Raw genomic sequence first — 26,581 nt, 5'->3', positions numbered from 1 at the left:
GGTTACTTCCGTCTGGAGGCGGATTCCGATCCGGTCTGTGAGATGAACTTTTGTTTCTTTGGTTACAGGTTAATCGCTAAATGTCGGTTATTCTTGTGCATCCAGGACTTTAAGGTCTTCCACAGCAGGGCCCTCAATGACATGGCCTGCATAATCAAAGCGGGAACCATGGCATGGGCAATCCCACGAACGTTCGCCCTCGTTCCATTCGACTTCGCAACCCAGATGGGTGCAGGTGGTATCCACCAGAAACAGCTTGCCACTGGTGTCCTTGTAGGCGCCAGCACGTTTGCCATTATGACGAACGACGGCTCCTTCGTCTTCACCAATATCGCTAACCTTTTTGTGCACAATGCCTACTTTACCGGAGATTAATTCCTTGGCTACATTCACATTTTCCACAATAAAGTGTTTCATACCAGGATCGGCCTTGAATCTTGCCGGATCGAATATGGCAGCATGAGGGTTGTCACGACCGGTGATGCGATCCGCAAGAAGGTGTCCTGCCATCGTGCCAGTTGTCATTCCCCATTTGGCAAACCCGGTCGCCACATAGACTCGTTCATGTCTTCCGGTAATCGGTCCGATGTAAGGCACCTTGTCGATGGAGATCAGATCCTGGGCTGACCAGCGAAAAGGAATGTTGCGAATGCCAAATGTCTCCGCTGCGAACTGCTCTAGGCGTTCATAATGACCAAAGGTACAGATGCCTTGTCCAGTTTTGTGATTTTCGCCGCCAAAAAGGATGTGTTCCTTTCCGTTATGTAAGACGGTACGCAAGGAGCGGTAAGGTGTATCGTCCGAGATGTACATGCCGCCTGCATAGGGTTTCTCCGGTTCGACTAATACAGCGTAGGATCGTTCGGCGTGTAATCGTGTGAAATAAAATCCGGGATCATAGACGGGAAAATGAGAAGCCACGACAATATGTTCCGCTGTTACGGATGGGCCATCTCCATAAGTTCTGACATGCAGGGAAGCATCCTCCTCCACATCGGTTACGGTGGTGTGCTCATAGATACGCACCCCTTGTTTCACAGCGGAATCGAGCAAGTAGTGCAGGTAGGCCAGCGGATCAAATCGTGCCTGACCCGGCATGCGAATGCCTGCCCTTGCGGGAACTGGAATAGGGAGTGGATCTACCCACTCACCAGGGATATTGAGTTTGCCATAGGCGGTCAGCTCGATCTCCAGTTTTTTGATGTTTTCCTCCGACTGAATGTAGACGTAGGCATCTTCCTCTGCCCACTGGCAATCAATCTGTTTTTCCTTCACCAAATTGCGCATCCACTTGGCTGCATCGGCATTGCCTTCATAGTACATCCGAGCCTGTTCTTGTCCGAAGTGATGCATAATTTCATCAAATATGACACCGTGCTGTGCAGATACCTTGGCAGTGGTATGACCGGTCGTGCCATCCAATACTTTTCCAGCTTCCAGCACGACTACACGCATACCCGTCTGCGCGAGCAGATAGGCTGTAGTGATCCCGGCAATACCGGCACCAATAATCGCTACATCCGCGGTGATATCTTCGGTCAGTTTTGGATAGGCATCGAATTGATGCGTAGCACGCCACAGCGATTCGGGGACCGGGGGCAGACCCGTCTTGGGCTGCTGATTGTCGCTCATTTTTTTTCCTCCTTGATTATCTTCAATCTATCGCATGGGGTGTTGTTCAGCGCACATCGTTGTACTCTTATTCATGATTGCCAGACTATGCCAGGAAAAAACGGTGTTGTTCAGATTTTGCAGAGGGGATGTTCACAATTTCCTGCGCAGAACCTCTGTTTTTTTTGTTAAACATGCTATATGATAAGATTACCGAAATCGTTTTAGGTTTTGAAAAGGAGATCAAGTTTTACACCTGTAAACGTTGATTATAAAAGGATTAATTGATCCATCGGAAGAAATATTTCATCCGAATTAACCCCCGTTTTTACTTGAGATATGTATTCGCTATCATTTTAATTAACTACCGATAACCAAAGGAGATTCTATATGACGACCAACCAAACGAAATATCCGTTTCAAGATACAGCACTAGAGTTAGACACCCGGGTGAAGGACCTTGTATCCCGCTTGACGGAAGATGAAAAAATTGAATCCATGCTGCAATATCAGCCGGCAGTAGAACGCCTGGGTGTGCCTGCATACAAACATGGAACAGAAGCGGCACACGGCCTGGCCTGGCTTGGAGAAGCAACATCCTTCCCACAACCGGTGGGGCTTGCATGCACATGGGATGCGGATCTGATGAAAGAGATTGGCTCCGTGCTCGGAGACGAGGCGCGTGTATTTTATAAACGAAATCCGGCAGTGAACGGTCTTACGCTGTGGGCACCTACAGTGGATATGGAACGTGACCCGCGCTGGGGACGGAATGAAGAGGCGTATGGTGAAGATCCGGAACTGACAGCCGAGCTGACAACAGCATTGGTGAAAGGAATTCAGGGCGACCATCCGAAGTATTACAAAGCGGTCGCTACCTTGAAGCATTTCCTCGCCAATAATAACGAAGTGGATCGCGGAAGTGGTTCGTCCAGCATTGATCCACGTAACATGCGTGAATATTATCTGAAGGCGTTTGAGAAGCCATTTAAGGAAGGCGGCGCACAGTCCATGATGACGGCGTACAACTCCATTAATGGTACGCCAGCGTTGTTGCATCCTTTTGTGAACGAGATTGTCAAAGGCGAATGGGGCATGGATGGTTTCATTGTCAGTGATGCAGGCGATGTAATGGGCATCAAGAATGATCATAAATACTATGATTCCCACACACCAGGTACGGTAGAGTCTGTTAAAGCTGGAATTGATAGCATCACCGATGATGCTGAGCTGTCCAAACAGGCACTGCGTGAAGGATTGGAACAAGGTACACTCACGATGGATGACATCGATAAGGCGTTGTTCAATACGTTCCGTGTGCGTTTCCGTCTGGGCGAGTTCGATCCGGAAGAAGGCAACCCGTACGCTTCTATTGGTGAAGAGTCCATGATGACAGAGAAAGCAAAAGAACTGTCGCTCAGAGCTGCAAGAGAACAAGTGGTATTGCTCAAAAACGACAAAGGCACGCTCCCGCTGGACAAAACAAGAGCTGGTAAAGTGGCTGTGATTGGTCAGTTGGGTGGAACGGTCTATCGTGACTGGTATGCAGGCACCATGCCGTATAACGTATCCCCGCTTGAGGCGATCCGTGGCAAAGTAGGCAACGATAAAGTATCGTTTAAGGATGGCAATGACCGTATTACGTTAACTTCCGTAGCCAGTGGGAAGAAAATTGGACTGGCAGAAGGTGAAAAATCACCTGTGATTGCTTCGGGAGAAGCGGAGACGTTTATGGTGTCCGACTGGGGCTTCGGAAGTTATACCTTGCAGGCCGAAAGCAACGGCAAATATCTGACCACAGATGAAGAGACCGTAACGGCTTCCGCTGATGAAGTATACGGCTGGTTCGTGAAGGAAGTATTCCACCTGTTGCCACAAGAGGATGGCAGTGTAGGTCTGACTACTTGGAATGGCAAAACGGTGACTGCACCTAATGGTGGAAACGATGCATTCGTAGTGTCCGAAGAACTGAAAACCTTTGGTGCCACAGAGACGTTCAAGCAGGATGTGATTGTGAACGGACTTGAAGAAGCGGTAGCAGCGGCTAAGGCTGCGGAAACGGCGATTGTCTTTGTTGGTAATAATCCGCTTGTAAATGGTAAAGAAGAGATTGACCGTCCAAGTCTGGATCTCGCCGAATCCCAGCAACGTCTGGTTGAGGCGGTCTATGCCGCGAACCCGAACACGGTAGTTGTCATCGTGGGTAGTTATCCGTTCACATCCAACTGGGTTCAGGAGAACATCCCGGCGGTATTGTATACTTCACACGCAGGACAGGAACTGGGTAACGCAGTAGCTGACGTCTTGTATGGCGACTATGCACCAGCAGGCCGTCTGAATATGACATGGGTACAATCGGCAGATCAACTGACCGACATCAAAGATTACGATATTATTCAATCCGGTCGTACGTATCAATATTTTGAAGGAAATGTACTGTATCCGTTTGGACATGGTCTGACGTATGCGACGTTTAAATACAGCAATTTGGAACTTAGCCCAACTCAAGTGGGTACAGAGGGCAACGTTACGGTAACTGTAGATGTGACTAATACCGGTGCAATCGCCAGTGACGAGGTTGTACAGTTGTATATTCGTGCAGGTAAATCCCGGGTGAAACGTCCACTCAAAACGTTAAAAGGATTCCGTCGTCTTCATATCGAAGCGGGAGCTACAGCGAAGGTCGGCTTTACTTTGCCTGTTCAGGAACTGGCAATCTGGGATGTAACTCGTGATCGGTATGTCGTGGAAAGTGGAACTTACTCTATTATGGTTGCCAAGTCATCCTCCGATGTTCAGCTGGTTGCAGACCTGACGGTAGAAGGAGAGACGATCCCTGCCCGTAATCTGGGTGTGGCTACTCGTGCCGAGAATTATGATGCTTACCTGGGTGTTGATCTGGATGAAAGCAAAGAGGGCGGAAGTGCTGTCCGTGTAGTTGGTGAGCAAGGATGGATTGCCTTTAAGGATGCCGATCTGGGTAGTGGGGCAGCAGCAATTGAAGCTCGTGTATCCGCGGAAAAAGCAGGCGCTGTGTTGGAAGTTCGACTCGGTTCACCAGACGGTACGCTCGCAGGACGTGTGGAACTGGCACAAGGTGAAGCCCAGCAGTGGTCTACCGTGAAGGCGGAACTCACAGGTGCATCAGGTGCGCAGGATGTATACATTGTGTTGTCTTCGGGTGTGCGCATCAGTCACTTCGAGATTCGTTAAGTCAAATAACTCATGAAAAAGCCTCCGAATGTATTCGGAGGCTTAGTTTGTTGTTTAATGACCATTTTGCATAAATCCCCTGAGCGGTAGGATTCGAATTATGCAAATTCCTATGATATGAACCCTGCTTGTATTGTCCATTAAACGTATTTTTATTTTCCGTCAAACGTAATCATTTTTTGCACAAATTGCTTCAATTGTTTGTTGGTTTTATTCAGTTGCTCAATTGTGCTCATGAAATTGTTTACGAGTTCAGCCTGCTCTTGGGAGCTTGCAGTGATCTCACCCAGTTCATTCTCCATGCCTTGAATGGATTGCCGAACCGAGAGAAGAGAATCTTCAATACGGGCCGTTGCTTCTTTGGTATCGACAGACAGTTTGCGAATTTCTTTGGCAACAACGCCAAAACCTGCACCAGCTTCCCCTACACGGGCAGCTTCTATAGCTGCATTCAAGCCAAGCAGATTGGTTTGTTCGGAGATTTCGCGAATGAAACTGGCGACCTGAGTGACATTGCCTGATTTCTGTACGGCTTGTTTGGAATTGTTCCGGATCTCTTCGGTTGTGGCACTGAGTTCCTCGGAGTGTGCAGCTACATGCTGTACACTGTCAATTAACTGGTTAGTCAGATTTTCGGTAGCATCCATGAGCTGTTGCAACTGGTCTTGGTCATCCATACTGTAGAGCAGATTAAACAGGGCGATGACTTCACCTTTTTCATTTTTAATGGGGATAAAAGCCACGTCAAAAGGAACACCGAATAAATCTTTAGGGTAGTGATCGAATCGTTTGACTGTACCGCCGTTGAGATCAGCAAAATTTCGATTTCCATCCAATAGAGGGTCGCCGGGTTGATAATTCAGTTGTTTTAACGATTCCCCTGCTGAGAAATATAGGAATTTCTCATGATCAATCACGGAGAGGGTTACATCCTGACGAATCGTATCTCGAAAGAAAGGCATACATGTAATTAATGCTTGAACAATATCCATATAAAAGATGATTCCTCCCTGGTTACCTTATGTAAACGGTTAAATTTTAAATGCTAACTTAATAACTATCTATATTATATATCGTCATGCAATAGAGAAGAAAATAGAGAGAATGGATAAAACCTATTTCTTAAAGAAGACCGCTATACGCCAACAAGACACGAGTCCGCTGGGGACCCGTGCCTTGTTAGTTGGTGAGGGGAATAAAACCAATGTTTACAGCATACTGAGCTGCATTGTAACGATGGTTCGAGTGGCTAGTGTTGCACGGACATCAATCAAACGCTGATTCCGGCTGCCGCGAAAGGGAAGGGAAACATCACGCTCCGCTTCAACGTATCGACCGTCAATAATCACATCGCACAACCGGGCAAGCTCCGCTCTTGCAGGGTCGGTAATCAGTTCTTCATATTCGAATCCCGTGTAGGCCCATACCGTCAGATCAGGACGTGCAGCGCGGAGCTGCTGAACCCAAGACGTACATTCTGCTGCCGAGAAAAAGGGATCACCACCACACAACGTAACGCCATCCAGTAACGGATGGGTCGTCACTTCATGCAGAATCTGCTGTTGCCGCTCCTCTGTAAAGGGCTCACCCGCTCGAAAGCTCCATGAATCCGGACTGAAGCAGCCCGGACAGGCGTGAAGACATCCGCTGATGAACAACACGGCACGCAGGCCGGTCCCTTCATTTACCGATTCCGGGATGTAACCATATAGATTCACCGGTGTTTCACCCGATCCCGCACTTCGGCCTGCTTTGCAGCATTGAAGCGTACTTTGTAATCTCCGGTCAGATAGCCAGTTACGCGGCGTAACCGCTGGAAGTGTACATGGTTCTCGTGGGCTCCACAGTTTGGGCATACATCCCCAATGACGCCTTCATAACCACATGCAGGGCAGCGATCAATTGGATGATTAATGGAGAAATAACCGATATCCTGCGCAAGTGCATACTGTACAATTCGCAGGAAAGCTGCGGTGTTGGCCCGAACGTTTCCGTCAAGCTCCACATAGGAGATCGCACCCGCGTTACATAAAGTGTGGAATGGGGCCTCCAGTTCAATCTTCCGATATGCTGGAAGCGTGTGGTAGACCGGGATATGGAATGAATTCGTATAATACTCCCGATCATTCACTCCGGGAATAATGCCATAACGCTCTCTGTCGATCTTCGTGAATTTGCCGGACAACCCTTCAGCAGGTGTGGCAAACAGTGTGATATTCAAGTTATGCTGCTCGCTCATCCGGTCACAGAACTCTCTCATGGTCCGAATAATGTTGAGCGCTTCGCGATGTACATGAGGGTCCTGCCCATGATGGCGCCCATAGAGAGCTGTCATACATTCCGCGAGACCGATAAAACCAAGAGATAATGTTCCATGCTTTAACAGCTCGGCAACCGGCTCGTTCGGGCCAAGCTGTTCTCCACCTTCCCATACACCCTCCCGCATCATGAAGTCCGATGCCTTGGCAGGCTGTGCTGTCTGAATTCGGTAGCGGTGCAGCAGGCCGGAAGCAGCATTATGCATAACTGACTCCAAAGCAGTATAGAATCCGGTTCGGTCAGCGACAGCTCTTGCACCTTGGCAGATGCCAAACCGTATGCCGAGCTTCACGAGGTTAATGGTGTTGAAGGACAGATTACCTTTACCACTTTGACGATTGCGACCAAACCGGTCAGCCAGTGTACGTGTGCGGCATCCCATGGTTGCGATGATCGTATCCGGATCTTCCGGATGATAAAAAGGCAGATTGAAAGAGGCATCCACATTGACAAAGTTAGGATACATCCGCCGGGATGAACAGGTGACTGCGAGCCGGAACAGATCATAGTTCGGCTCTCCTTGAGCCTGATTGATCCCCTGTTTACATTGGAAAATATGTTGAGGGAACACGGGAGTCTCCCCGTTGCCCAGGCCTCGAATGGTTGCTTCCAGCAACGAGCGTGATACCAACCGTCCTTCCGCAGAAGTACATAATCCATAGTTCAGTGAAGTAAATGGAATCTGACCACCCGCCCGGCTGCTCATCGTATTCAGGTTATGAATCAGTGATTCAGCAGCTTGTCCTGTCTCCAATTCAGTCTCTTCATAGGCGAAGGCATATGCCCGCGGACATTGATTCTTCGCTTCGATGCTATCCAGATGAAGCTGTTCATCCCCGATCAGAACATTTTCACCAAAGAGCCGTTGCCCTTTGCGGTAGTGTTTGCGGAACGATCGCTGTACATAAGGGGCCAGATCCCAGTCAATTTTATTGGCCGATACACCGCCATATTGACTGTTCTGCTGGGATTGGAAGATGATCGCAACCAGAGCCATGGCAGACATGATCGTCTGAGGTGTGCGAACCGATCCGTTACCTGTGTTGAAACCCGCAGCAAGGAGACGGTCAAACGGGATAAAGATACAGTTGGTCGTTCCAAGTGCATACTGATCCAGATCGTGTACATACAGATCCCCATTCTCTACAGCTTGGGCAAGCTCTTCCGGCAACACATGACGCAGAGCATGCCACTTGGCGGTCTCCGAACCGAGCCTGCTCATCTTACCACTGAAGGAATCCCCGTTCAGATTTGCATTTTCCCTCAGCGTATCGGCGTCTTCTGCGCCAATAATTCGTCTTCCCAGGTCGGATAATAGATCGGATGCCGGTGGGGTGGCATACTCAAGCATGTTCATGTAAGGTTCCTCCTAAAATGATTTTGGTTATCATTCAATTCACGTTAAATACTATATGTAGATTCGTCTTATCCATTTATAAACTATATGTGGTTTTTTGGGTGTGATCATGATCACACAGCTTACTGAACAAAGTGGACTTTCCTTTAATTGCTGCGGATAAAGGTTCCCAAAGTCTGAGCGGAAGCGTATAATTTCTAGTTATTCTGCAAGTATAATATCCAAAGTCGGACAAGATGGACTTTAATCAAGCTGAAAAGGCGAGTTGCAATGAATTCGCGGTCGTTAAACCATCCGTTTAAGACCTGCTTTTGTCCACAAATGGGCAATAGGCAGGGAGTATGATTCTCTTATACTTCTACGGTGTTAATCATATAAGTATAGATTGTGACAGCTATTCGGATTTTTGATGACCCCTGTACGTGATTAAACATTCTGAAATACAGATTTGAAAGTGCAGCTAAGATAAGAGGGGTGAATCATGGGGACGGCAGAAGGCATTACAAGAGGCTTCTATGAAGATATAAAGGAAGCTGCGGCCCACATCGTAGACGTATTAAGTGGTATATTGAAGGTCAATACCATCTTTGTTGCCACGAATGACGGGGTGACCAATGTCATTTTGGAGGCCTTTAATCGTACGGAAGAGTTAGTTGTTAAAGGCAGTGCACTTCCATTTACGGATTCATATTGCAGCCTGGTATTAAGAGACAACGGTAACGTGCTTACGATCCCGGATACATGTGAACATCCGATGACACGATCCATGGGCGTTACGAGCGGACTTGGCAATCGCTTCTTCGTGGGCGTGCCTATTATGAGAAGATCGGGCGAAACATTTGGTACCATCTGTCTGATGGATGATCCTGGTTATGTAATCAGCGAAACCGATATGAAGACACTGAAGGCGATGGCTGTATTCCTGGGTTATGTTGTTGATCTGGAAAGCACGTTGCATGTTCAGGAGCGGAAATTGAGTGATTCGGAACAAATGCAAGAACAGCTCCAGGCAGAGAAAGAACGTGCCGAATCTGAGGCTATGACCAAAACACAGATGTTGAAGCTAATGAGTCACGAGATTCGCAATCCTTTGAACGGTATTTTGGGACTGACAGATCTGATGCGCACACCGGATATGCCTGAGGAGCAGTCCGAATATGTGAACATGATTGAGACAAGCGGCAATATTCTGCTTTCCTTGCTGAATAATATGATGAATTTCAACATTAATGAAGCAGGTAAAACGGTTATACATGATGATCCGTTTGATCTGGTAGGCACCATTGAGAATACCGTGTATCTCTATGCCGGGATTGCGACGGGCAAGAACATTGAGCTGGGATTAAATCTTGAACTGAATGTATCTCAAGTGTTCGTTGGGGATGAAGTCAAGATTGGACAGTTGCTTGCACACGTCATTCAGTATGCTCTCGATTCAACGCGTGAAGGTTCCGTTCTGATCACAGCAGTGGTGAACGGAGAAGAATTGGAGGAGACCGGTACACTTCAGCTCAAGGTGAAGTACACGGGTCAGATGTTATCGGACAAGAAGACCCCAACCTTTAACAGCCAAGATGAAAATTTGAATATCCAAAAACTGATTGGAAGCAATCTAGGTTTAGCTGTAAGCCAGAATCTTGCCATTCTCATGCATGGCCGTATTCAGGTGAGTAGTGTGAAGGAAAATGAGACGGAATTCAACATCTCCCTTCCATTGCGCAGATACTGGGAGTTACCTCAACTCGCAAGTGTTCAGCAACGGTTAAAAGGGAAAAAGGTGTTGCTTGCCAAGGACCCTGATATTTTGCAAGGTGTCTCTTCCCTGATGCGTAGGTGGGAGATGGATGTACACATGACCTCGGGTTTGACATTAGCGCATGATTGGATCAAGGAAGGATTCATGCCGGATGTAGCCGTTGTGGATATGGGATTAATGGAAGGTGGCGCGGTTGATTTTGTACATGAACTGAAACAGCGACTGGAGAATCTGCCCGTCATTGTTCTTGTTCCTTATGGTATGCACATTGAATTGCATGAAGCAGAAGCCTTTGATGCTGTTCTAACCAAGCCGGTCAGACAGGCTGATCTGTTGAATGCATTGAGCATTACTTTGCCTTAAATCATGATCAGAGAACAAATCTTTATTCGGCGCACCTGTTATAGGTGCGCTTCTTTTCATTTTCCATTTTCTGAGCCAAAGCCCTTTTATTCCGAGCTGGTTACGTTACAATAGAATGTGAACTTCATCTTTATAACCAACAGAGGAGGATGTACATTGGATTATCGCAGATTAGGTGGAAGCGGACTGAAAGTCAGCGAGATCAGCCTGGGAAGCTGGCTGACGTACGGAGGGTATGTGGAACGTGAGAATGCGGTGAAATCAATTGAAACTGCATTTGATGAAGGCATTAACTTTTTTGATACTGCCAATGTATACGAACGGGGTGCAGCAGAAGAACTGCTGGGGCAGACGCTCAAAGCATATTCCCGTGACTCTTATGTACTTGCAACCAAAGTATTTGGCAAAATGGGTGATGGTCCGAATGACCAAGGGCTGTCTCGCAAACATATCAAGGAGCAATGTGAAGCCAGCTTGAAGCGCCTGGGCGTTGAATATGTGGATATCTATTACTGCCATCGTTATCATACCGAAACACCAATTGAAGAAACACTCCGCGCGCTCGATGATCTGGTACGCCAAGGCAAAGTGTTATATGTAGGCGTCAGCCAGTGGACAGCGGCTCAGATGGAAGCTGCGTTGGGTACAGCAGATCGTCTGCTTCTGGATCGTATCGTGGTTAATCAGCCGGTGTACAACATGTTTGACCGTTATATCGAAAATGAAATTATCCCGCTCGGTGAGCGTAAAGGCATCGGACAAGTCGTATATTCCCCGCTTGCTCAAGGTCTATTGACCGGGAAATATACGTCCGTTTCCGATATCCCAGAGAATAGCCGTGCTGCCAAGCTAGGATGGGACGAAGGAAAGATCAATGCGGATCGTATCGGGAAAGTTCGTCAACTGATTGAAGTGGCGGACAAGCTGGATCTGAAGGTTGGGCAACTGGCCCTTGCCTGGATTCTGCGCCAAAACAATGTATCCAGTGCACTTGTAGGGGCGAGTCGTCCCGAGCAGGTAAAAGAGAACGCGGCTGCATCTGGCGTGAAGCTGGATGCTGCCATTGTGGAGGAGATTGAGAGCATCCTTGCTTGATCTCCTGTCATTACACAAGCTGAGATGATATGCAATGATCTATAAAGAAAGGGATGTCCTGTGCGCCTGAATGGGCGAACGAGACATCCCTCTTTTTGGAGAACGTTGAAAGGTTAGATCTTACTTTAAAGTGTAAGAGGCAAGGAGCGAAAAGTTAAGGCGCACACACGGTTACGCCCTGTATTCTTGGCTTCATATAAAGCACGATCGGCCTGTTCGAAGAAATCGTCATCGTCATGATCATCACAATGATCGGGGTACACGGCTACACCAATGGAGATGGTTAGACGTGTCGTGTGCCCGTCAGGCAGAGCAAAATGGTATTTCTCTACAGCCTGTCGTATAGATTCGGCGGTAGCCACGGCCTGACGGTGTCCACAGTCGAGCAAGAGAATGGCGAATTCTTCCCCACCGTTTCGTGACACGATATCAGCAGAACGTGCATGCTCAACAAGCAGTCGTCCAAGTTGCTTCAGGACCGCATCGCCAGCGGAATGACCATAGGTGTCATTTACCTTTTTGAATCGGTCAATATCAATGGCAAGCAAGGAAAGCTTCTGTTGGTAATCCCGCGCACGCTGAAGTTCCAGTTGAAGTGATTTTTCGAACTGTCGTCGATTGCTCAGGTTGGTAAGATGATCGGTAGAAGCTCTTTTTTCCAATAGAAATAACATTTCATTAGATTTATTAATGAATTCTGCAATGAAATAGATAAATATTCCACCGGCAAAAGAAATGGTCATTTGTAACGGATATATCTTCATTAATGAATTCATGCTGTCTGTATTCAACATAAGGATGATAAAGATTAATGTCATGCCAAGCAGATTCATTGTAATTATTTTGGTCAGTCTGGACCAAGGAGCATAGGCGAAGTATACACCGGACAGTCCGATCAGAGTCATGACAAAACCTGCATCTATGGCAGAGGATGATAAGCCGAACATCAGAATACGAATGACCGAGATCATGAGTCCCGTAATGACCGAAGCCAATCCTCCCATATATACCGCTGCGGTAACGATGGCCAGATGCCGTAGATCTACAATTGTAGTTTCGTTCAGAGGGAATGAATAGTTCATGAGTACTGTGCCATATATACCGAATAATAAGCCGCCGATCAACTGAACACGTAACGAGGGAAAAGGCAATCGGATACTATAGAACTTTGCGATGATCCCGGATACATACATAAACGTAATCATGACACAGATATTAATGAAAAAAGTGCTAAACAACCGACATTCCCCCTTTTTACGCACATCCCTATATTTTATCTGAAAAGTGGTGCTGTAGCGAACCATAATATCCCAAATTTATGAGGGGATTGCTGGGAAAGATGTTTTATTTGCATATACAGGATGTTAGAGTGATATTGACTTCAATATGCAATAAGATTTATACTTAATCTAAATCAAAATATATTCCTTCTTTTTGGGAAGACCATCATAAGTAGAAGATCAGTGTCTGATTTCATATAAAATGGATCAATAATAAAGGAGAAATGGTTGTGAGAACTTTAAATCTGACGATACAACGACAAGCAGTATATGATGTGGTGCGCCATTCAGAGGATCATCCGACAGCTGCTGATGTCATGAATCGACTCGTGGAACAAGGATATAATCTGGCCTATGGTACGGTGTATAATTCTCTTCGTTATCTGACGGACAAAGAATTGATACGGGAACTTAAACTCGGAGAGACAGCAAGCCGGTACGATGCCCGTATGGATGATCATCAGCATATTATGTGTGAAGTGTGCGGCAAAGTGGACGAGGTGATGACAGAGGTTCCTCCACAATGGATGAAACAGGTAGCTGAAGAAACCGGATATGCAATCGATCATGCTCATGTGGTCTTTGGAGGTGTCTGCGGGGAATGCAGAAACAAACGGATCAAGTAAAAATAAAACTGCCTGGCCGCCGTTTACCCCTAAGGGTTAAACCAGCCTTGTCTGACTCAACACCCCTTGTGGACAATTGTCCGGTTACACGGCGTGTTATTCTGATCAGCCCGATGCCGGGGCAGGTTCATGAACTGGTAAAGGCCTTAACGGATAGTTGCTTTGATGTACTGGTCTTCCATCGTTGGGAACCGGACCTGCATGAGCGTCTTGTCTTTGATCTGTTGATCTATGATCTGTCTGTTGCTGGAACTATCGATGCATTTGCCGGCATTAGCAGCCGATTGAATCGTGAGGCTGAGCATACAACCCCTTGTTTGTATCTGGTTGGTGAGAAGATGATTGGCAGTGCAAGTGGACCGATGCTTCAGGAGGAATTGCTGGTGTGGCCTGCACGCCCGCAGGAAGCACTTTACCGAGTGCAGCGCATGATTGGCAACAGCCCTGCTCTGCCCAACCGTGGTTTTTTGCCTGAGGAAGGGCACCGTATCGGATTTAAAGATCTGTGGCTCGATCGTGAACGGATGAGTGTACAGCGCGATAATAACCGGATTCATCTAACCAAGACCGAATATGATCTGTTACTCAAGCTGATTGATGCCAAAGGTGCAGTCATTTCCCGTGAGGAAATGCTCAGCGATATCTGGGAGACGGACTTTACGGGTGGAAGTAATGTGGTCGATGTTCATATCAAAAGCTTGCGCAAAAAATTGGGCGATAATGCGTCTTCGCCGCAATATATTGTAACAGTAAGAGGAGTGGGCTACCGCCTGGCGGATTAGTCCGCTTTTTTTTGCCCAAATTTTATCTTTCACTTCATGCTTTTTCGGGTACTACCTAATAGAGAGGCAGATCAGAATCATTCCCTTAAAACATGTTCATAGTTCATTCATGAATGTTGAAGAACCTCATCTTAATCTCATGTGAACCTCATGCAAGAGTAGAGTGGGACATGTTAGAATCAATTTAACAGTTAGATCAAGTCTAAATGTATATTTAAACCGAAGCCGAATATGATTTTAATAGTAGATATATAACAGCCGTGAGACCCATTAGAGGAGGACGACATGATGACAGAACGTATGACAACAAATCAGGGAGCACCTGTAGGTGACAACCAGAATTCCCGCACAGCAGGCAGAAGAGGGCCGACATTGCTTGAAGACTACCATCTCATTGAGAAAATAGCCCACTTTGACCGTGAACGTATTCCAGAACGGGTGGTTCATGCAAGAGGAGCAGGTGCTCATGGCGTATTCACGCTAGAGCAAAGTATGAAGGAGTATACAACAGCTGACTTCCTACAAGATCCAGGTACGGAGACGGATGTGCTGGTTCGTTTTTCAACCGTTATTCATGGTACGGGATCACCAGAGACTGCACGAGATCCACGTGGATTTTCCGTCAAATTTTACACACGGGAAGGCAACTATGATATTGTCGGTAATCATCTGCCCGTTTTCTTCATTCGTGATGCGATGAAGTTCCCTGATATGGTGCATTCCTTGAAGCCGGCTCCGGATACAAACATTCAGGAACCTGCCCGATATTGGGACTTTATGACCCTCTCACCGGAATCAACACATATGATGACCTGGTTGTTCTCTGATCTGGGCACACCAGCAAGTTATCGGGAGATGGATGGTTTCAGCGTACATGCTTTCAAATGGATTAATGCACAGGGACAGGTCCACTATGTGAAATACAAATGGGAGTCTGCACAAGGCGTGCGAGGCTTCTCTCGTCAGGAAGCTGCCGAGGTACAGGGGCAAGACTTTAATCATGCTACCCGGGACCTGCATGAACATATCAAGAACGGGCAGTACCCGCAGTGGAAGCTTCAGGTACAGCTCTTGAAGCCGGAGCAAATGGATGATTTTGCTTTTGATCCACTCGACCCAACCAAAACTTGGCCTGAAGATGTATTGCCGTTCCATACGGTAGGGACCATGACCCTGAATCGGAATCCACAAAACTTCTTTGCTGAAGTGGAACAGGCGGCCTTTTCTCCTAGTGCGCTTGTACCCGGAATTGAGCCTTCCGAAGACAAATTGCTGCAAGGACGCCTATTCTCCTATCCAGATACACAGCGTCACCGGCTTGGACCGAACTATTTGCAAATTCCGGTGAATTGCCCGTACGCACCCGTTCGTAATCATCAGCGTGATGGACTCATGAATGTGAATCAGGACCCATCTCCGGTGAACTATGAACCCAACAGTTCAGGAAACAGCCCGCAAGAAGATCCGGCATACCGGGACAGTCAGGTTCCGTTGCAAGGGCATGTTACACGCGAGAAAATCGAGAAGACGGATGATTATACGCAGTCAGGGGAGCTTTTCCGTTCATTTACTCCTGTAGAGCAGCAGCATTTGCTTGATAATCTGATCAATGACCTTAAGGGGGTATCTGTTGATATTCAAATGCGTGCCCTGTGCCACTTCTTCCGGGCGGATGGGCAGCTTGGCGGACGTTTGGCTCATGGACTCGGCGTGGATATTTCTGCACATATGCCGTCACAGGATGGAAAATAAAGCACATTCTGACCATGTTCTACAACATCATACGGACTAATATTCGTTGAAGACCGGGCAGAACCGCGAACGTGCGGAACTCCCGGTCTTTGGCCTTTTTTACTGAAATGGAAAACAAATTTACAAATCATTTACATAAAATAGCTGACATAGAGGTTGACTTCTCATTTGATGGCACTACAATGGGTAGTGTGAGGGGTGTCAGAAAATGAGAATACACAATTTCAAAGTGGGTGAGCGTGGGCTCAACCGATTTTTTGGTCCGCTGGAGGCCAAGATCATGGACATTTTATGGGCTCGTCCTGGCAGCAGCATCCGTGAAGTGCAGACCGCACTTGAACAAGACAAAGACGTCAATTTTAATACAGTCATGACCGTGATGAACCGGCTCGTAGACAAGGGACTTCTCGGAAAGTCACAAAAGGGCAGAACATCTTTGTACCAACCGGTACAGAGCAAGGAGGAGTTTATGAACGACCAATCCAAGGAACTGTCACATGAGTTGGTGGATGAATTCGGAGCTTTGGCATTGAATCATATGCTGGATGCGCTGGACGAAGCAGATGCGGGTCTGATTGAACGCTTGGAACAGAAGATCAAACAATGGAAAAAGGATAGCGATTAAGATGTGGAAGACCCGCTCGAAACTTTTGTTTACCGTCGGGTTTGGCATTCCGCTACTCGTGTTCATGCAGATGTTCATGTACGCGATGTACAAAATTTTTGGCTGGGATATCCCGTTTAACCTGCTCTGGCTCTGCAATCATTGGATGAGTCGACTGGGATGGTTATCCGTGGGACATTTCCTGCTGGCACTGGTATTGCTGACATTTGCGGGAACAGGTTGGTTGTTAATGGTGCGTATGATGAAAACCAGAGCAGCCGTACGTAAACTTCGCTCCATGGAAGTGCGTGCATTGTCTCGTGAACTGGAGTCCAAGTATCACCATCTCGGACAGCCGGGATTCATTGTGGTGGACAAGCATTCTCCGGTTGCATTTACAATTGGTTTATGGAGACCTTGTATCGTACTTTCCACGGGACTTCTGACGATGCTGGATGCAGAAGAGGAGACTGCAGTTGTGTACCACGAAGTTCATCATCTGTGGCACCGTGACCCACTGAAGACAACACTGTTATCGGTATTTGCAATCATGATGCCGTATATTCCTGTATTGAAGCATACTTCGAAACATTACAATATTGTTAGAGAAATTCTGGCAGACAATGAGGCCATAGAGCGTACAGGCAATGTGGCAGGCATTGGCAGTGCTTTGCTCAAGCTGCTCCGTGCTTGTCCTGAACCTTGGGGGGCCAAAGAACTGACCGTTCAATCCTCATTTGCGGATACGTCGGTGAATGTCCGCATTTCACGTCTGCTGGACCCGGATCAGGACGTGACGCTGAGGTTGCCACGTTATGCTGTTCTGATGTCGGCTACTGTTTTTCTATTGCTGTCTATCTTGTTTGTTTGGTCCATCGGATAGATTAATTGGGCTAAATGTGAAGTCGAATATAATGAGGAAGGAAGATGAACATGAATAATAAAAGTGTAGAGATTGGATTACTTTTCTCAAGGATTATGATCGGTTTGATCTTTGTATTGCACGGCTGGAGTAAATTCGAAGGTGGAATCAGCGGTACGGTAGGTTTTTTCGAAAGTATTGGTATTCCCGGATTTCTTGCATCCGTTGTAGCCATCATTGAGTTGGTAGGTGGTGCAGCGATGATTCTGGGTCTGGGAACACGTGTGTTTGCTGCCCTGTTTGCCATCGTGATGGTTGGCGTTCTGTTTACAGCCAAAGTGGGTGAGCCGTTCCTGAGTGGTACCGAGTTAGATTACCTGCTGCTTGCGGGTTCCCTGACACTGCTCTTCACAGGAAGCCGCCTCCTGGCCGTGGATTATCTGTTCTCCAGACAGGGGAATGCTCGCCAGAATGTGAGTGCTTGAATTGACTAACGATTGCTAAAAATAATGAAGTGCAGGATGAGTCCTGTAACGAGGTTCTTTATTGGCCAGGCCGGTTCGGGAATTGATTTGCGAACCGGGCTGATCAGTAGAGAACTTTTTTCGTTTGGACGACATGCCTGAGGTTTGTTACAATGAGAATAAGTATGCAACTAAGAAAAAATAAGGAGGATGCATTTTATGATTAACGTCATTCCATCCGATGCCCGCTCCAGCTTCGATCGAGGCTGGCTCCGTGGTAGTCACAGCTTTTCTTTCGGAGAATACCAAGACCCGGAGAATACGGCGTTTGGACCGATGCGGGTAGCGAACGACGATGTGATCGCGCCTGGTCGCGGTTTTGGGGCTCACCCGCATAGTGATATGGAGATTGTATCGATCGTACTGAACGGCAAGTTGCGACATGAAGATAACCTTGGGAATGTAGCCGTTACAGGTTTTGGCGGTATCCAGCGGATGTCAGCAGGCAGTGGCATGATTCATACCGAACATAATGCATCCGATACCGAAGAAGTACGTTTGCTTCAGCTCTGGTTCATGCCACAGACAAAAGGGTTGGAGCCCTCCTATGAGACGACATCATTTGATCCAGCGGCATTGGCAGGAGCACTCGTGCCGATTGTAACCCCAGATGGGGGACCAAGAGTTGCGACCATTCATCAGGATATGACGATCTACCTTGGCCGATTAGCCAAAGACGAAACGTTAACCTTTAATCAGGATGCAGGCCGCCGAATGTACATTTTCTCCATCGAAGGCAAGCTGGGATTGGATGGAGAGTACCTGTTGAACGAAGGCGACACGGCTCGTGTGGAACAGCAAGATTCAATCGAACTGCAAGGAAACGAAGATACGTTCTATATGATTATTGATTTGCCGTAGATGGCTGATGAAATGAACTCCAAGATGAAGGAGGATATACACGTATGGCGCAACAGGAATGGTTTATGGTCAAACATGCGGTGACCGGGCGAGGATTAGCTAATAGCAAAACAGATTCGCTGTCCTATCGGTTCCAACAGGAGGGTACAGGTTTCATATTTACCGTTACGGGTCTGGACGAGCAGATTGTGGAACAGATTATGGAGCTTAGACAGGAACTGAACGTATTTCGATTCGTCCAACGCAAGGATCAGCCCCTTTTGAAACACTGGTACTACGTAGATGGTGAACGGGTAGTATACGACAGGGAGAGTCACACGCTAAGCATCTATGCGAAGTCGGAGATTCGTTATGTGCCTGAAGATTATTTTGCGGATTAACCTATAAGTAACTATAGAACTTGGAACATCCCAGAGGTCTCTGTTAAATACAGAGGCCTTTTTGCTGTCTGAAAACTCAGAGAATTTAATCGTAATTTTGCAAAAAAGACCACATAATTCCCTGCTGTCTGGCACAAGCTACCTTGTATAAAAACAAGAACGGAGGGGCGGCATATGGCAGACAAAACATCTGGGAAAGACAAGTCCCGACAACCGGGACGAGCTTCAGAAGAAAAAAAACATATTCCTTTGGGACTGCCGTCCCCGCCTTTTCTTCGGCAGCCGATTAGTGCAGTACATGAAACTCAGATTAAGGCGGTAAAGGAGATATTCTCCGAATGCTCGGATGTGGTTTTTCGCAACGTCATGATTACGCCTGAAGTGAAAGGACTTCTGGTCTATATTGAAGGCATTGTTAATTCGGCTGATATCCAGGAACACATGCTGCGTCCGATTATTCGAGGGCTGGTGCAGCAGCGAACAGATGAACCTGATGTCCCACTGGATGATACAACCGTTGAGCTAACACAGGTGAAGCGAGTGGATACCTGGGCTGCTGCGACAGAAGGGGTGCTGGCATCCTCTGCCCTTCTGGTGGTCGATGGAAGTAACAAAGCCTGGATGTTCAATGTCAAAGGTGGCGTCAGACGTGGTGTGGAGGAACCGCAGACAGAATCCGTCATTCGGGGACCGCGGGAGGGATTTACCGAAACGCTCCGTGTGAATACGGCCTTATTGCGGTTCAAGCTGAAAACACCTGCGCTCAAGATGGTGAGTATGACCCTTGGAACAGACACCAAGACAGATATTGTATTGACCTACCTGGAAGGTATTGCCGATCCAAAAACGATTCAAGATGTCAAGAAACGTCTGGAAAAAATCAATATTGATGGCATCCTGGAGACGGGTTATATCGAGGAATTGATTGAAGATCATCCGTATTCCCCTTTTCCTCAGATGCACTACTCGGAGCGGCCGGATACCGTTGCAGGCAATCTGTTGGAGGGACGCTTTTCCATTATGGTAGATGGAACCCCCTTTGCGCTGATTGCTCCAGTCACGATGTGGCAGATGCTGCAAGCCAGCGAGGATTATTACGAGCGATTCTTTATCAGTAATCTGTTGCGCTGGATTCGCTTTTTGTTCGTAGCCATTGCGTTATTTCTGCCAGCCCTATACATCGCTATTACGACATTTCATCAGGACATGCTGCCAACCACATTGATACTGAGTATCGCGGGGGCACGGGAAGCTATTCCTTTTCCGGCACTGGTCGAAGCTCTCATCATGGAGCTATCGTTCGAAGCTCTCCGGGAAGCGGGGGTCAGGTTACCCAAGACAGTGGGTCAGGCTGTCAGTATCCTCGGTGCACTCGTGATCGGACAGGCCGCAGTTCAAGCGGGGATTGTATCCGCACCGATGGTTATTATCGTATCCATGACAGGAATAGCTTCCTTCACGATCCCGCGATTTAACTTCGCGATTACGGTGCGTCTGCTCCGATTTCCGATCATGTTACTGGCAGGTATGCTTGGATTATACGGCATCGTCATCGGCTTGGTCCTGATCTCGGTCCATCTGACACAGATGACTTCGTTCGGTGTCCCATATCTCTCTGGTCTTAGCCCGTACAGTAAAACAGATACCAAAGACATTCTCATTCGTGTGCCATGGTGGAAAATGATTAATCGTCCTTCTACGGTACATCGGGATCAGAAACGGATGACCGAAAAGATCAACGGTTCCCCTGAAGCTGAGGAAGGGTGGTGAACCCATGCAGTTCATATATAAGTACCGGGCAGTGATAGCACTGTTGTTATGTACCACTTTTATTTCAGGTTGCTGGGATCGTAAGGAGATTAATGATGTTGCCTTTGTGATTGGTATTGCTGTTGATAAGGAGGGGGACAATTACAGATCCAGTCTTCAGATTGCTCTGCCGGGACAATCCGGTTCTTCCGGTAGTGAGGGAGGCGGAGGCGGCACGAGTGGGGATAAATCCTGGTTCATGTTATCCAATACAGCCAAATCATTGCATGGTACGTCTATTGAAGGTCAAAAGGAACTCTCACGAACAATCTATTATGCGCATCGCCGTACGATGCTTATTGGTGAGGAGCTTGCCCGGGATGGCGTGGCCTCCATGCTTGATCTGTTTACGCGGTATCCGCTGAACCGATTCTCTGCATTGCCAGTGGTCACAAAAGGTGCAGCATATGAGGTCATGGATACGGATGCACCTATAGAGAAGTTTCCATCCGAGATGGTGCGGGAACTGTGCTTCCTCAATATGCGGAATCCACGTTCACTTAAAACGTTTATAGATGCCATTCTGAGTGAAGGTGTCGATCCATTCCTGCCGGTCGCTTCGAAAGTGAGCAATGTTCCAAAAGGGTGGAAGGACGCCAAAACAAACATCAAGCTGGATGGGTTGGCCATTTTCAAGAAAGATAAGCTGGTTGGCATGATCGACAAAGCTCCAGCCGATGCGCTCATTCTTGCTATGGGCGAGGCCAATGCGCCGGAGATTATGGTTAAAGCTCCTGGCGGAGATGGAAATATGTTCATCAAGTTGAACGAGAACAACGCTTCACTACATCCCAGTATCAAGGCTGACAAGGTCACCGTGAATATTGAATTATATGCCAAGGGAGTTCTCGTAGATAACGAATCCAATTATGGTGACCGGCGTGAGAATGAGATTCTGAAGTTACATGAAGCCATTCACGAGAAAATAAAATTGGATATCGAGGAAGGTGTCCGATTGGTTCAGGGAAAATACCATGCGGACATCCTTGGAATTGGTCGATCCATTCATCAACATCTGCCGGCCAAGTGGGACACGATGAAGGATCGTTGGGATGACATATACCCTGAAGTTGAGGTGACGGTTACCCCCCATGTCCTTATTGAAAACGTTGGGGTGAGTAATAAACCAATCGGCGTTGTAGAGGAGGAAGTTGTACATGATTAAACCACTCTTATTTACCTACCTGGCCATGGCAATCGTGGTCATCTTGATGGATTTCAGACATTTGAAACAGGCAGCTGCCATTAATCGCTGGCTATCCTATAGTTTGATAGCAGTAGGTACAGGCATTTGGTTCTATGTCACTAATCTAAGCAAAACCTTATTTGTGTCGGTATGGATAAGCCACGTTATCCAGCGTTTACTGCCACTGCCCTAGGTTTATGGACAGGACGCATTAAGTTTGCGGGATCACGAGAGGGAAAGGAGGTATATCATGAATCAGAGAGTGACACACCGTCAGATGATCCTGCTCGTGCTGCTGCTCAGTGTTTCAGGTACGTTAATTCAGCCACACGCGCAAGCTATCTACTATGCGGAACAACATGCTTATCTCTCGTATATACCTGTAGTCGTAGTGATGCTTGCATCCATGTGGATGTTGAGCCGGGTTCAGCGGCGATTTCCTGAGAAGGATCTGTTCGAGTCGCTCATCGGAAGATTCCCCTTACTGGGAAGATTAATGGCGTTTCTGTACATTATGTTTTTTTTCTTTGTGTTTGCAAGAGATATTCGGTTAACAGGTGACTATATCAGTATCACATTGCTGGAGACAACACCGATCTCTATCATTGTAATGTCACTGATGATTATGGGCGTTTTTATCGTTCGGGGCGGACTGGGCTCCTTGATTGGAATGACGGAATTGTACGTCACTTTGTTCCTGTTGAACTCGGTAATTGTACCTTTCATGCTCATTCAACAAGTCGACATGGACAACCTGATGCCGTATTTTCATGTCGATGTTGCAGGCGTAGGTAAAGGGAGTTGGTACATATTTTCATTTTATGGCGAGATGATTGCATTGCCCTTTGTAATCAAGGGTAGTGATTTTCGTTTTAAGTCTGCCCTGGGGGGAATTATCCTCTCGGCACTGCTCATGATGCTGATTGTTGTGGAAACCATCACTTCTATTGGCGTTCCGATTGCTTCAAGACTGGTATACCCTTCCTACGAGCTTGCAAGACAGCTGCAAATTAGTGACTTTCTGGACCGATTTGACTTGGCACTGGCAGCAGCGACTTTGCCTACGATGATCACGAAGATTGCTTTTGACCTGTACTTTGTCTGCTGGGGATTGAAGCGAATGATTCCGAACGTATCGGGAAAGGTATTGACAGGCCCGATTGCCCTCGTCGGATTTGTCTGTGCATTCTGGTTCTTCCGAAATGCCATTCAGCTCAATCGCTTTACTCGGGAATGGACATGGATCGCCATTGTTTTTGAAGTACTGTTCCCTCTCGTGCTGTTTCTGTTCCTTCGTCCTCGCAAAAAGGATAAAAAAGAATCTACCCAACAGAGATCGGGAGACCAATCAAAGAAAGAGAAGCATGAGCAGGGACAAGAATCCTCTGATTCGGAGAAGAACGGAGAGAAAAGAAGGCAGGATTCTCACGGTGGAGAACTCCAGCCTTCCTGATACATCCCATCAAAAATCCTTATAGATGAACGGGCAAAAAGAGGGAAAGTACAGTTTCCCTCCACAGAAGTACCCTGTATACTGTAGTCAGACTGATGAACATTCGGCTGAACTAACGGGGGGAACATGAATGGCTCAACATTTGGCAGGTGTGCGTGTAGCATTGACAGGACCACGAAAATCGAAAGAAATGTCCATACTGGTTGAAAAAATGGGTGGAATCCCGCTTGTGCGACCGGCACAGGGGACCGTATTCCTGGATGATCGGAGTATCAGGGATGGGCTGGTATCCTGGATCTCAGACCCGCCAGACTGGGCGGTGTTAACTACGGGTATGGGATTGGATGCATTATTTGAAATGGCTGAGGATATGGAAGTGGCAGGCCAATTGTTGGATGTGTTATCGGAATCCTCAATTGCGGCAAGGGGATACAAGACGGTTAATGCGCTCAAAAAGCGCAAGTTAACACCGCTGGTACGAGATGATGACGGTAGCACGGACGGTCTCATTCGAGAATTCGCTCCACATGATCTCGCAGAGAAAAAGGTTATGTTGCAGCTTCATGGGGAGACAGCTCCCAAACTCGTTGCATGGTTGGAAGAACAAGGTGCAATCGTCAGACAAGTGCTTCCATACCGCCATGTACCGCCAGAAGAGGCAGAGTTGGAACAGTTATTAAATGAGATTCTAAAGTTCGAAGTAGATGCTGTTGCATTCACAAGTGGACCGCAGGTTAGATTTCTGACGCAATATGCGGCCTCCCAGGACAAGCTTGAGCCGTTGCTTGCAGCCTTCAGACAAGGTGTAATTCCTGCGTCTGTAGGTAAAGTTACCGCAAACTCCATGCGTGAAGAAGGCATTGAGGCACTGGTTATTCCGGAGGAAGAGAAGATGGGAGCACTCATCGTTGAGCTTGGACGTTACTTTGCAGCAGGGCGTGCGGCCAAGATTAGAGATTAGTGGCCTGCTTTTAGATCAGTTCGACAAAAAGCTTTTGGCGTCGCTTCATGAATAAAGGGTGTGCATTAAGCTTAACCGCATCGCTATATGATGCGGTTTTGTTTAGTTATAGAATGTATACGTTATAACTAAAATACGAATGTACATCCTTGATAGTGCTTCGATTAGAAGCTTTTCTTATCTCGAAGAAAAGGTGGAAATGACGATGACCATTGCAGATCGTAATGCCAGACCCCGACTGATCATTGCAGGCACCGGAAGTGGTGCAGGGAAAACGACAGTAACCTTGGGGCTAATGAGGGCACTCGCTCAGCGTGGCTTGAGTGTACAGGGGTTCAAATGCGGCCCGGACTATATTGATCCGACATACCATACCGCCGTCACGGGGAGACCGTCACTTAATCTGGATGCATGGATGACATCGCCTGAGTATGTGAGAGATACGTTCGAGAAGGCATCGGCGGGACACGATATTTCCATTATTGAAGGCGTAATGGGCCTCTACGATGGCAAAGATCCGCTCAGCAATACAGGCTCAACTGCAGAGATTGCTCTAGTGACCCAGACTCCTGTGATCCTGGTTGTGGACGTACGCAGCATGGCTCGCAGTGCGGCCGCGATTGTACTAGGTTTTCAACAGTTGGAGCCTGAATTACATATTGCCGGAGTGATCGTCAACCGGTGTGGAAGTGCGGGCCATTATACCATTGTGAAAAAAGCCATTGAGCAGATGTGCGACATTCCTGTGGTTGGCTGGCTGAAGCGGGATGAAGACATGTCCATCCCCGAGAGACATCTGGGGCTGGTACCTGCCATTGAGCGCGGTGAACTGGAGCCATTATTTCAGCGGGCTGCCGATGTGCTGATGGAAGGCACCGATCTGGATCTTCTGCTGGATCTGGCGACAAGCGCCCCGCCTTTGAATACAGAAGAATTGAGTCCTGCGACTACTGCCCACGCTGATTCGGCTAATGCTGAATCTGGCTCGAATTACGATCTACATTCCAATTCAGTGATCCACGTTAATAATCGACATGTATCATATGTGATGCAGCCTGTCATTGCCGTTGCGCGCGATGCCGCATTTAATTTCTATTATCCCGATAATCTGGAATTGCTCGAAGCGGCCGGGGCACGATTACAATACTTCAGTCCGCTCGCTGGTGAAGGTATTCCAACAGATGTGGATGGCATCTATTTGGGTGGAGGATTTCCTGAAGAATTTGCAGCAGAGATTGCCGGTAACCAAGGGTTCTTGGAAGGGCTTCGACAGGCAGCACAATCCAACATGCCTTTATTTGCCGAGTGTGGTGGTTACATGGTACTTGGAGAAACGTTGACCGACCGTGAGGGTGTCACCTTCGATATGGCGGGCATTATCCCCGCACAGGTGCAGATGCAGAAGAAGCGCGCTGCGCTTGGCTACCGTGAAGCAAGTAGCGTTCGGGATTCCTTTTTGCTGAAAAAGGGTGAAGTACTTCGGGGTCATGAATTTCATTATTCGACAATGACCTATCGTGATGAAGAAACGATTCCTTATGCGTATGAGACCAAGGGGATGCGTGGCTTGAAGCAAGAGGGATATGCCGCAGGCAACATCGTGGCGGGGTATACGCACGTTCATCTGGGCTCTTATCCGGCAGCTGCTCGAAGATGGGTGGAACATTGTTTAGCCTATCGGCAGGAGCGAGATATGCAGAGATAATAACAGCTATTTATAGCTCAAATAGATAGCTGAATTCAATAAGCAAAATGGCTCTAATCTCGCTTTTACCTCCTGAGTCTTT

General features: G+C 47.4%; 22 protein-coding genes. 17 read left to right on the top strand and 5 right to left on the bottom strand.

Annotation, left to right across the window (positions count from 1 at the left end; all coding sequences use genetic code 11):
* Positions 1 to 87: 87 nt before the first annotated feature.
* Positions 88 to 1,632, bottom strand: coding sequence for an FAD-dependent oxidoreductase (locus V6668_RS28195; RefSeq protein WP_338707231.1), 1,545 nt, complete (start codon positions 1,630 to 1,632; stop codon positions 88 to 90).
* 369 nt (positions 1,633 to 2,001) lie between these two features.
* Here V6668_RS28195 and V6668_RS28190 point away from each other — a divergent pair, with 369 nt between their 5' ends.
* Positions 2,002 to 4,824, top strand: coding sequence for a glycoside hydrolase family 3 C-terminal domain-containing protein (locus V6668_RS28190; protein ID WP_338707230.1), 2,823 nt, complete (start codon positions 2,002 to 2,004; stop codon positions 4,822 to 4,824).
* Positions 4,825 to 4,976: 152 nt separating this feature from the next.
* Here the strand turns inward: V6668_RS28190 and V6668_RS28185 are convergent, their stop codons facing one another.
* The 3 genes from V6668_RS28185 to V6668_RS28175 all read right to left on the bottom strand — a co-directional run bounded on the left by V6668_RS28185 (position 4,977) and on the right by V6668_RS28175 (position 8,500).
* Positions 4,977 to 5,816: a methyl-accepting chemotaxis protein gene (locus V6668_RS28185; protein ID WP_338707229.1), complete on the bottom strand. Its 840-nt coding sequence runs from the start codon at positions 5,814 to 5,816 to the stop codon at positions 4,977 to 4,979.
* 216 nt (positions 5,817 to 6,032) lie between these two features.
* Positions 6,033 to 6,542 (bottom strand): anaerobic ribonucleoside-triphosphate reductase activating protein, encoded by a 510-nt coding sequence (gene nrdG, locus V6668_RS28180; protein WP_338707228.1) that lies wholly within the window; start codon positions 6,540 to 6,542, stop codon positions 6,033 to 6,035.
* The gene (locus V6668_RS28175; RefSeq protein WP_338707227.1) at positions 6,539 to 8,500 is read right to left on the bottom strand and encodes an anaerobic ribonucleoside triphosphate reductase; all 1,962 of its coding nucleotides are present in this window, start codon (positions 8,498 to 8,500) and stop codon (positions 6,539 to 6,541) included. Before V6668_RS28175 ends, nrdG begins: the two co-directional genes overlap by 4 nt.
* 481 nt (positions 8,501 to 8,981) lie before the next feature.
* On the opposite strand from V6668_RS28175, the gene V6668_RS28170 reads away from it, so the two are divergent.
* Both V6668_RS28170 and V6668_RS28165 read left to right on the top strand, forming a co-directional pair.
* Positions 8,982 to 10,619: a hybrid sensor histidine kinase/response regulator gene (locus V6668_RS28170; RefSeq protein ID WP_338707226.1), complete on the top strand. Its 1,638-nt coding sequence runs from the start codon at positions 8,982 to 8,984 to the stop codon at positions 10,617 to 10,619.
* A 156-nt stretch (positions 10,620 to 10,775) separates the two neighbouring features.
* Entirely contained in the window at positions 10,776 to 11,714 is a 939-nt protein-coding gene (locus V6668_RS28165) for an aldo/keto reductase family protein (RefSeq protein WP_047840782.1), read from the top strand.
* A gap of 125 nt (positions 11,715 to 11,839) precedes the next feature.
* Here the strand turns inward: V6668_RS28165 and V6668_RS28160 are convergent, their stop codons facing one another.
* Entirely contained in the window at positions 11,840 to 12,952 is a 1,113-nt protein-coding gene (locus V6668_RS28160) for a GGDEF domain-containing protein (protein WP_036667843.1), read from the bottom strand.
* A gap of 272 nt (positions 12,953 to 13,224) precedes the next feature.
* On the opposite strand from V6668_RS28160, the gene V6668_RS28155 reads away from it, so the two are divergent.
* The 14 genes from V6668_RS28155 (at position 13,225) to V6668_RS28090 (ending at position 26,499) form a co-directional block, all read left to right on the top strand.
* Entirely contained in the window at positions 13,225 to 13,620 is a 396-nt protein-coding gene (locus V6668_RS28155; RefSeq protein ID WP_036612807.1) for a Fur family transcriptional regulator, read from the top strand.
* A complete protein-coding gene (locus V6668_RS28150) occupies positions 13,596 to 14,402 on the top strand; it encodes a winged helix-turn-helix transcriptional regulator (protein ID WP_036612804.1) in 807 nt (268 codons plus the stop codon). Before V6668_RS28155 ends, V6668_RS28150 begins: the two co-directional genes overlap by 25 nt.
* Positions 14,403 to 14,690: 288 nt before the next feature.
* On the top strand, positions 14,691 to 16,154 hold the full coding sequence (locus V6668_RS28145; protein WP_036667842.1) for a catalase: 1,464 nt from the start codon (positions 14,691 to 14,693) through the stop codon (positions 16,152 to 16,154).
* 208 nt (positions 16,155 to 16,362) lie between these two features.
* The gene (locus tag V6668_RS28140) at positions 16,363 to 16,779 is read left to right on the top strand and encodes a BlaI/MecI/CopY family transcriptional regulator (protein ID WP_017691824.1); all 417 of its coding nucleotides are present in this window, start codon (positions 16,363 to 16,365) and stop codon (positions 16,777 to 16,779) included.
* Between the two features lies 1 nt (position 16,780).
* Positions 16,781 to 17,641: a M56 family metallopeptidase gene (locus V6668_RS28135; protein ID WP_338707225.1), complete on the top strand. Its 861-nt coding sequence runs from the start codon at positions 16,781 to 16,783 to the stop codon at positions 17,639 to 17,641.
* A 50-nt stretch (positions 17,642 to 17,691) separates the two neighbouring features.
* Positions 17,692 to 18,105 carry a DoxX family protein gene (locus tag V6668_RS28130; RefSeq protein WP_100528505.1) on the top strand — a complete coding sequence of 138 codons (414 nt, stop codon included), beginning with the start codon at positions 17,692 to 17,694 and terminating at the stop codon, positions 18,103 to 18,105.
* 198 nt (positions 18,106 to 18,303) lie between these two features.
* Positions 18,304 to 19,005: a pirin family protein gene (locus V6668_RS28125; RefSeq protein WP_100528315.1), complete on the top strand. Its 702-nt coding sequence runs from the start codon at positions 18,304 to 18,306 to the stop codon at positions 19,003 to 19,005.
* 44 nt (positions 19,006 to 19,049) lie between these two features.
* Positions 19,050 to 19,385, top strand: coding sequence for a hypothetical protein (locus V6668_RS28120; RefSeq protein ID WP_036667838.1), 336 nt, complete (start codon positions 19,050 to 19,052; stop codon positions 19,383 to 19,385).
* Positions 19,386 to 19,559: 174 nt separating this feature from the next.
* Entirely contained in the window at positions 19,560 to 21,155 is a 1,596-nt protein-coding gene (locus tag V6668_RS28115) for a spore germination protein (protein WP_100528316.1), read from the top strand.
* A gap of 4 nt (positions 21,156 to 21,159) precedes the next feature.
* Entirely contained in the window at positions 21,160 to 22,359 is a 1,200-nt protein-coding gene (locus V6668_RS28110) for a Ger(x)C family spore germination protein (RefSeq protein ID WP_100528317.1), read from the top strand.
* Positions 22,352 to 22,573: a hypothetical protein gene (locus V6668_RS28105; RefSeq protein ID WP_100528318.1), complete on the top strand. Its 222-nt coding sequence runs from the start codon at positions 22,352 to 22,354 to the stop codon at positions 22,571 to 22,573. The genes V6668_RS28110 and V6668_RS28105 overlap by 8 nt, the downstream gene beginning before the upstream one ends.
* A 57-nt stretch (positions 22,574 to 22,630) precedes the next feature.
* The gene (locus tag V6668_RS28100; RefSeq protein WP_338707224.1) at positions 22,631 to 23,833 is read left to right on the top strand and encodes an endospore germination permease; all 1,203 of its coding nucleotides are present in this window, start codon (positions 22,631 to 22,633) and stop codon (positions 23,831 to 23,833) included.
* A gap of 130 nt (positions 23,834 to 23,963) precedes the next feature.
* Positions 23,964 to 24,794 carry a uroporphyrinogen-III synthase gene (locus V6668_RS28095; RefSeq protein WP_338707223.1) on the top strand — a complete coding sequence of 277 codons (831 nt, stop codon included), beginning with the start codon at positions 23,964 to 23,966 and terminating at the stop codon, positions 24,792 to 24,794.
* Between the two features lie 205 nt (positions 24,795 to 24,999).
* Positions 25,000 to 26,499, top strand: a complete 1,500-nt coding sequence (locus V6668_RS28090; protein ID WP_338707222.1) for a cobyrinate a,c-diamide synthase — start codon at positions 25,000 to 25,002, stop codon at positions 26,497 to 26,499.
* Positions 26,500 to 26,581 lie beyond the last annotated feature (82 nt).

It is taken from the genome of Paenibacillus amylolyticus, from assembly GCF_036894225.1.
Lineage (GTDB): Bacteria > Bacillota > Bacilli > Paenibacillales > Paenibacillaceae > Paenibacillus > Paenibacillus amylolyticus.
This window is presented reverse-complemented; position numbering and strand designations above follow the sequence as displayed.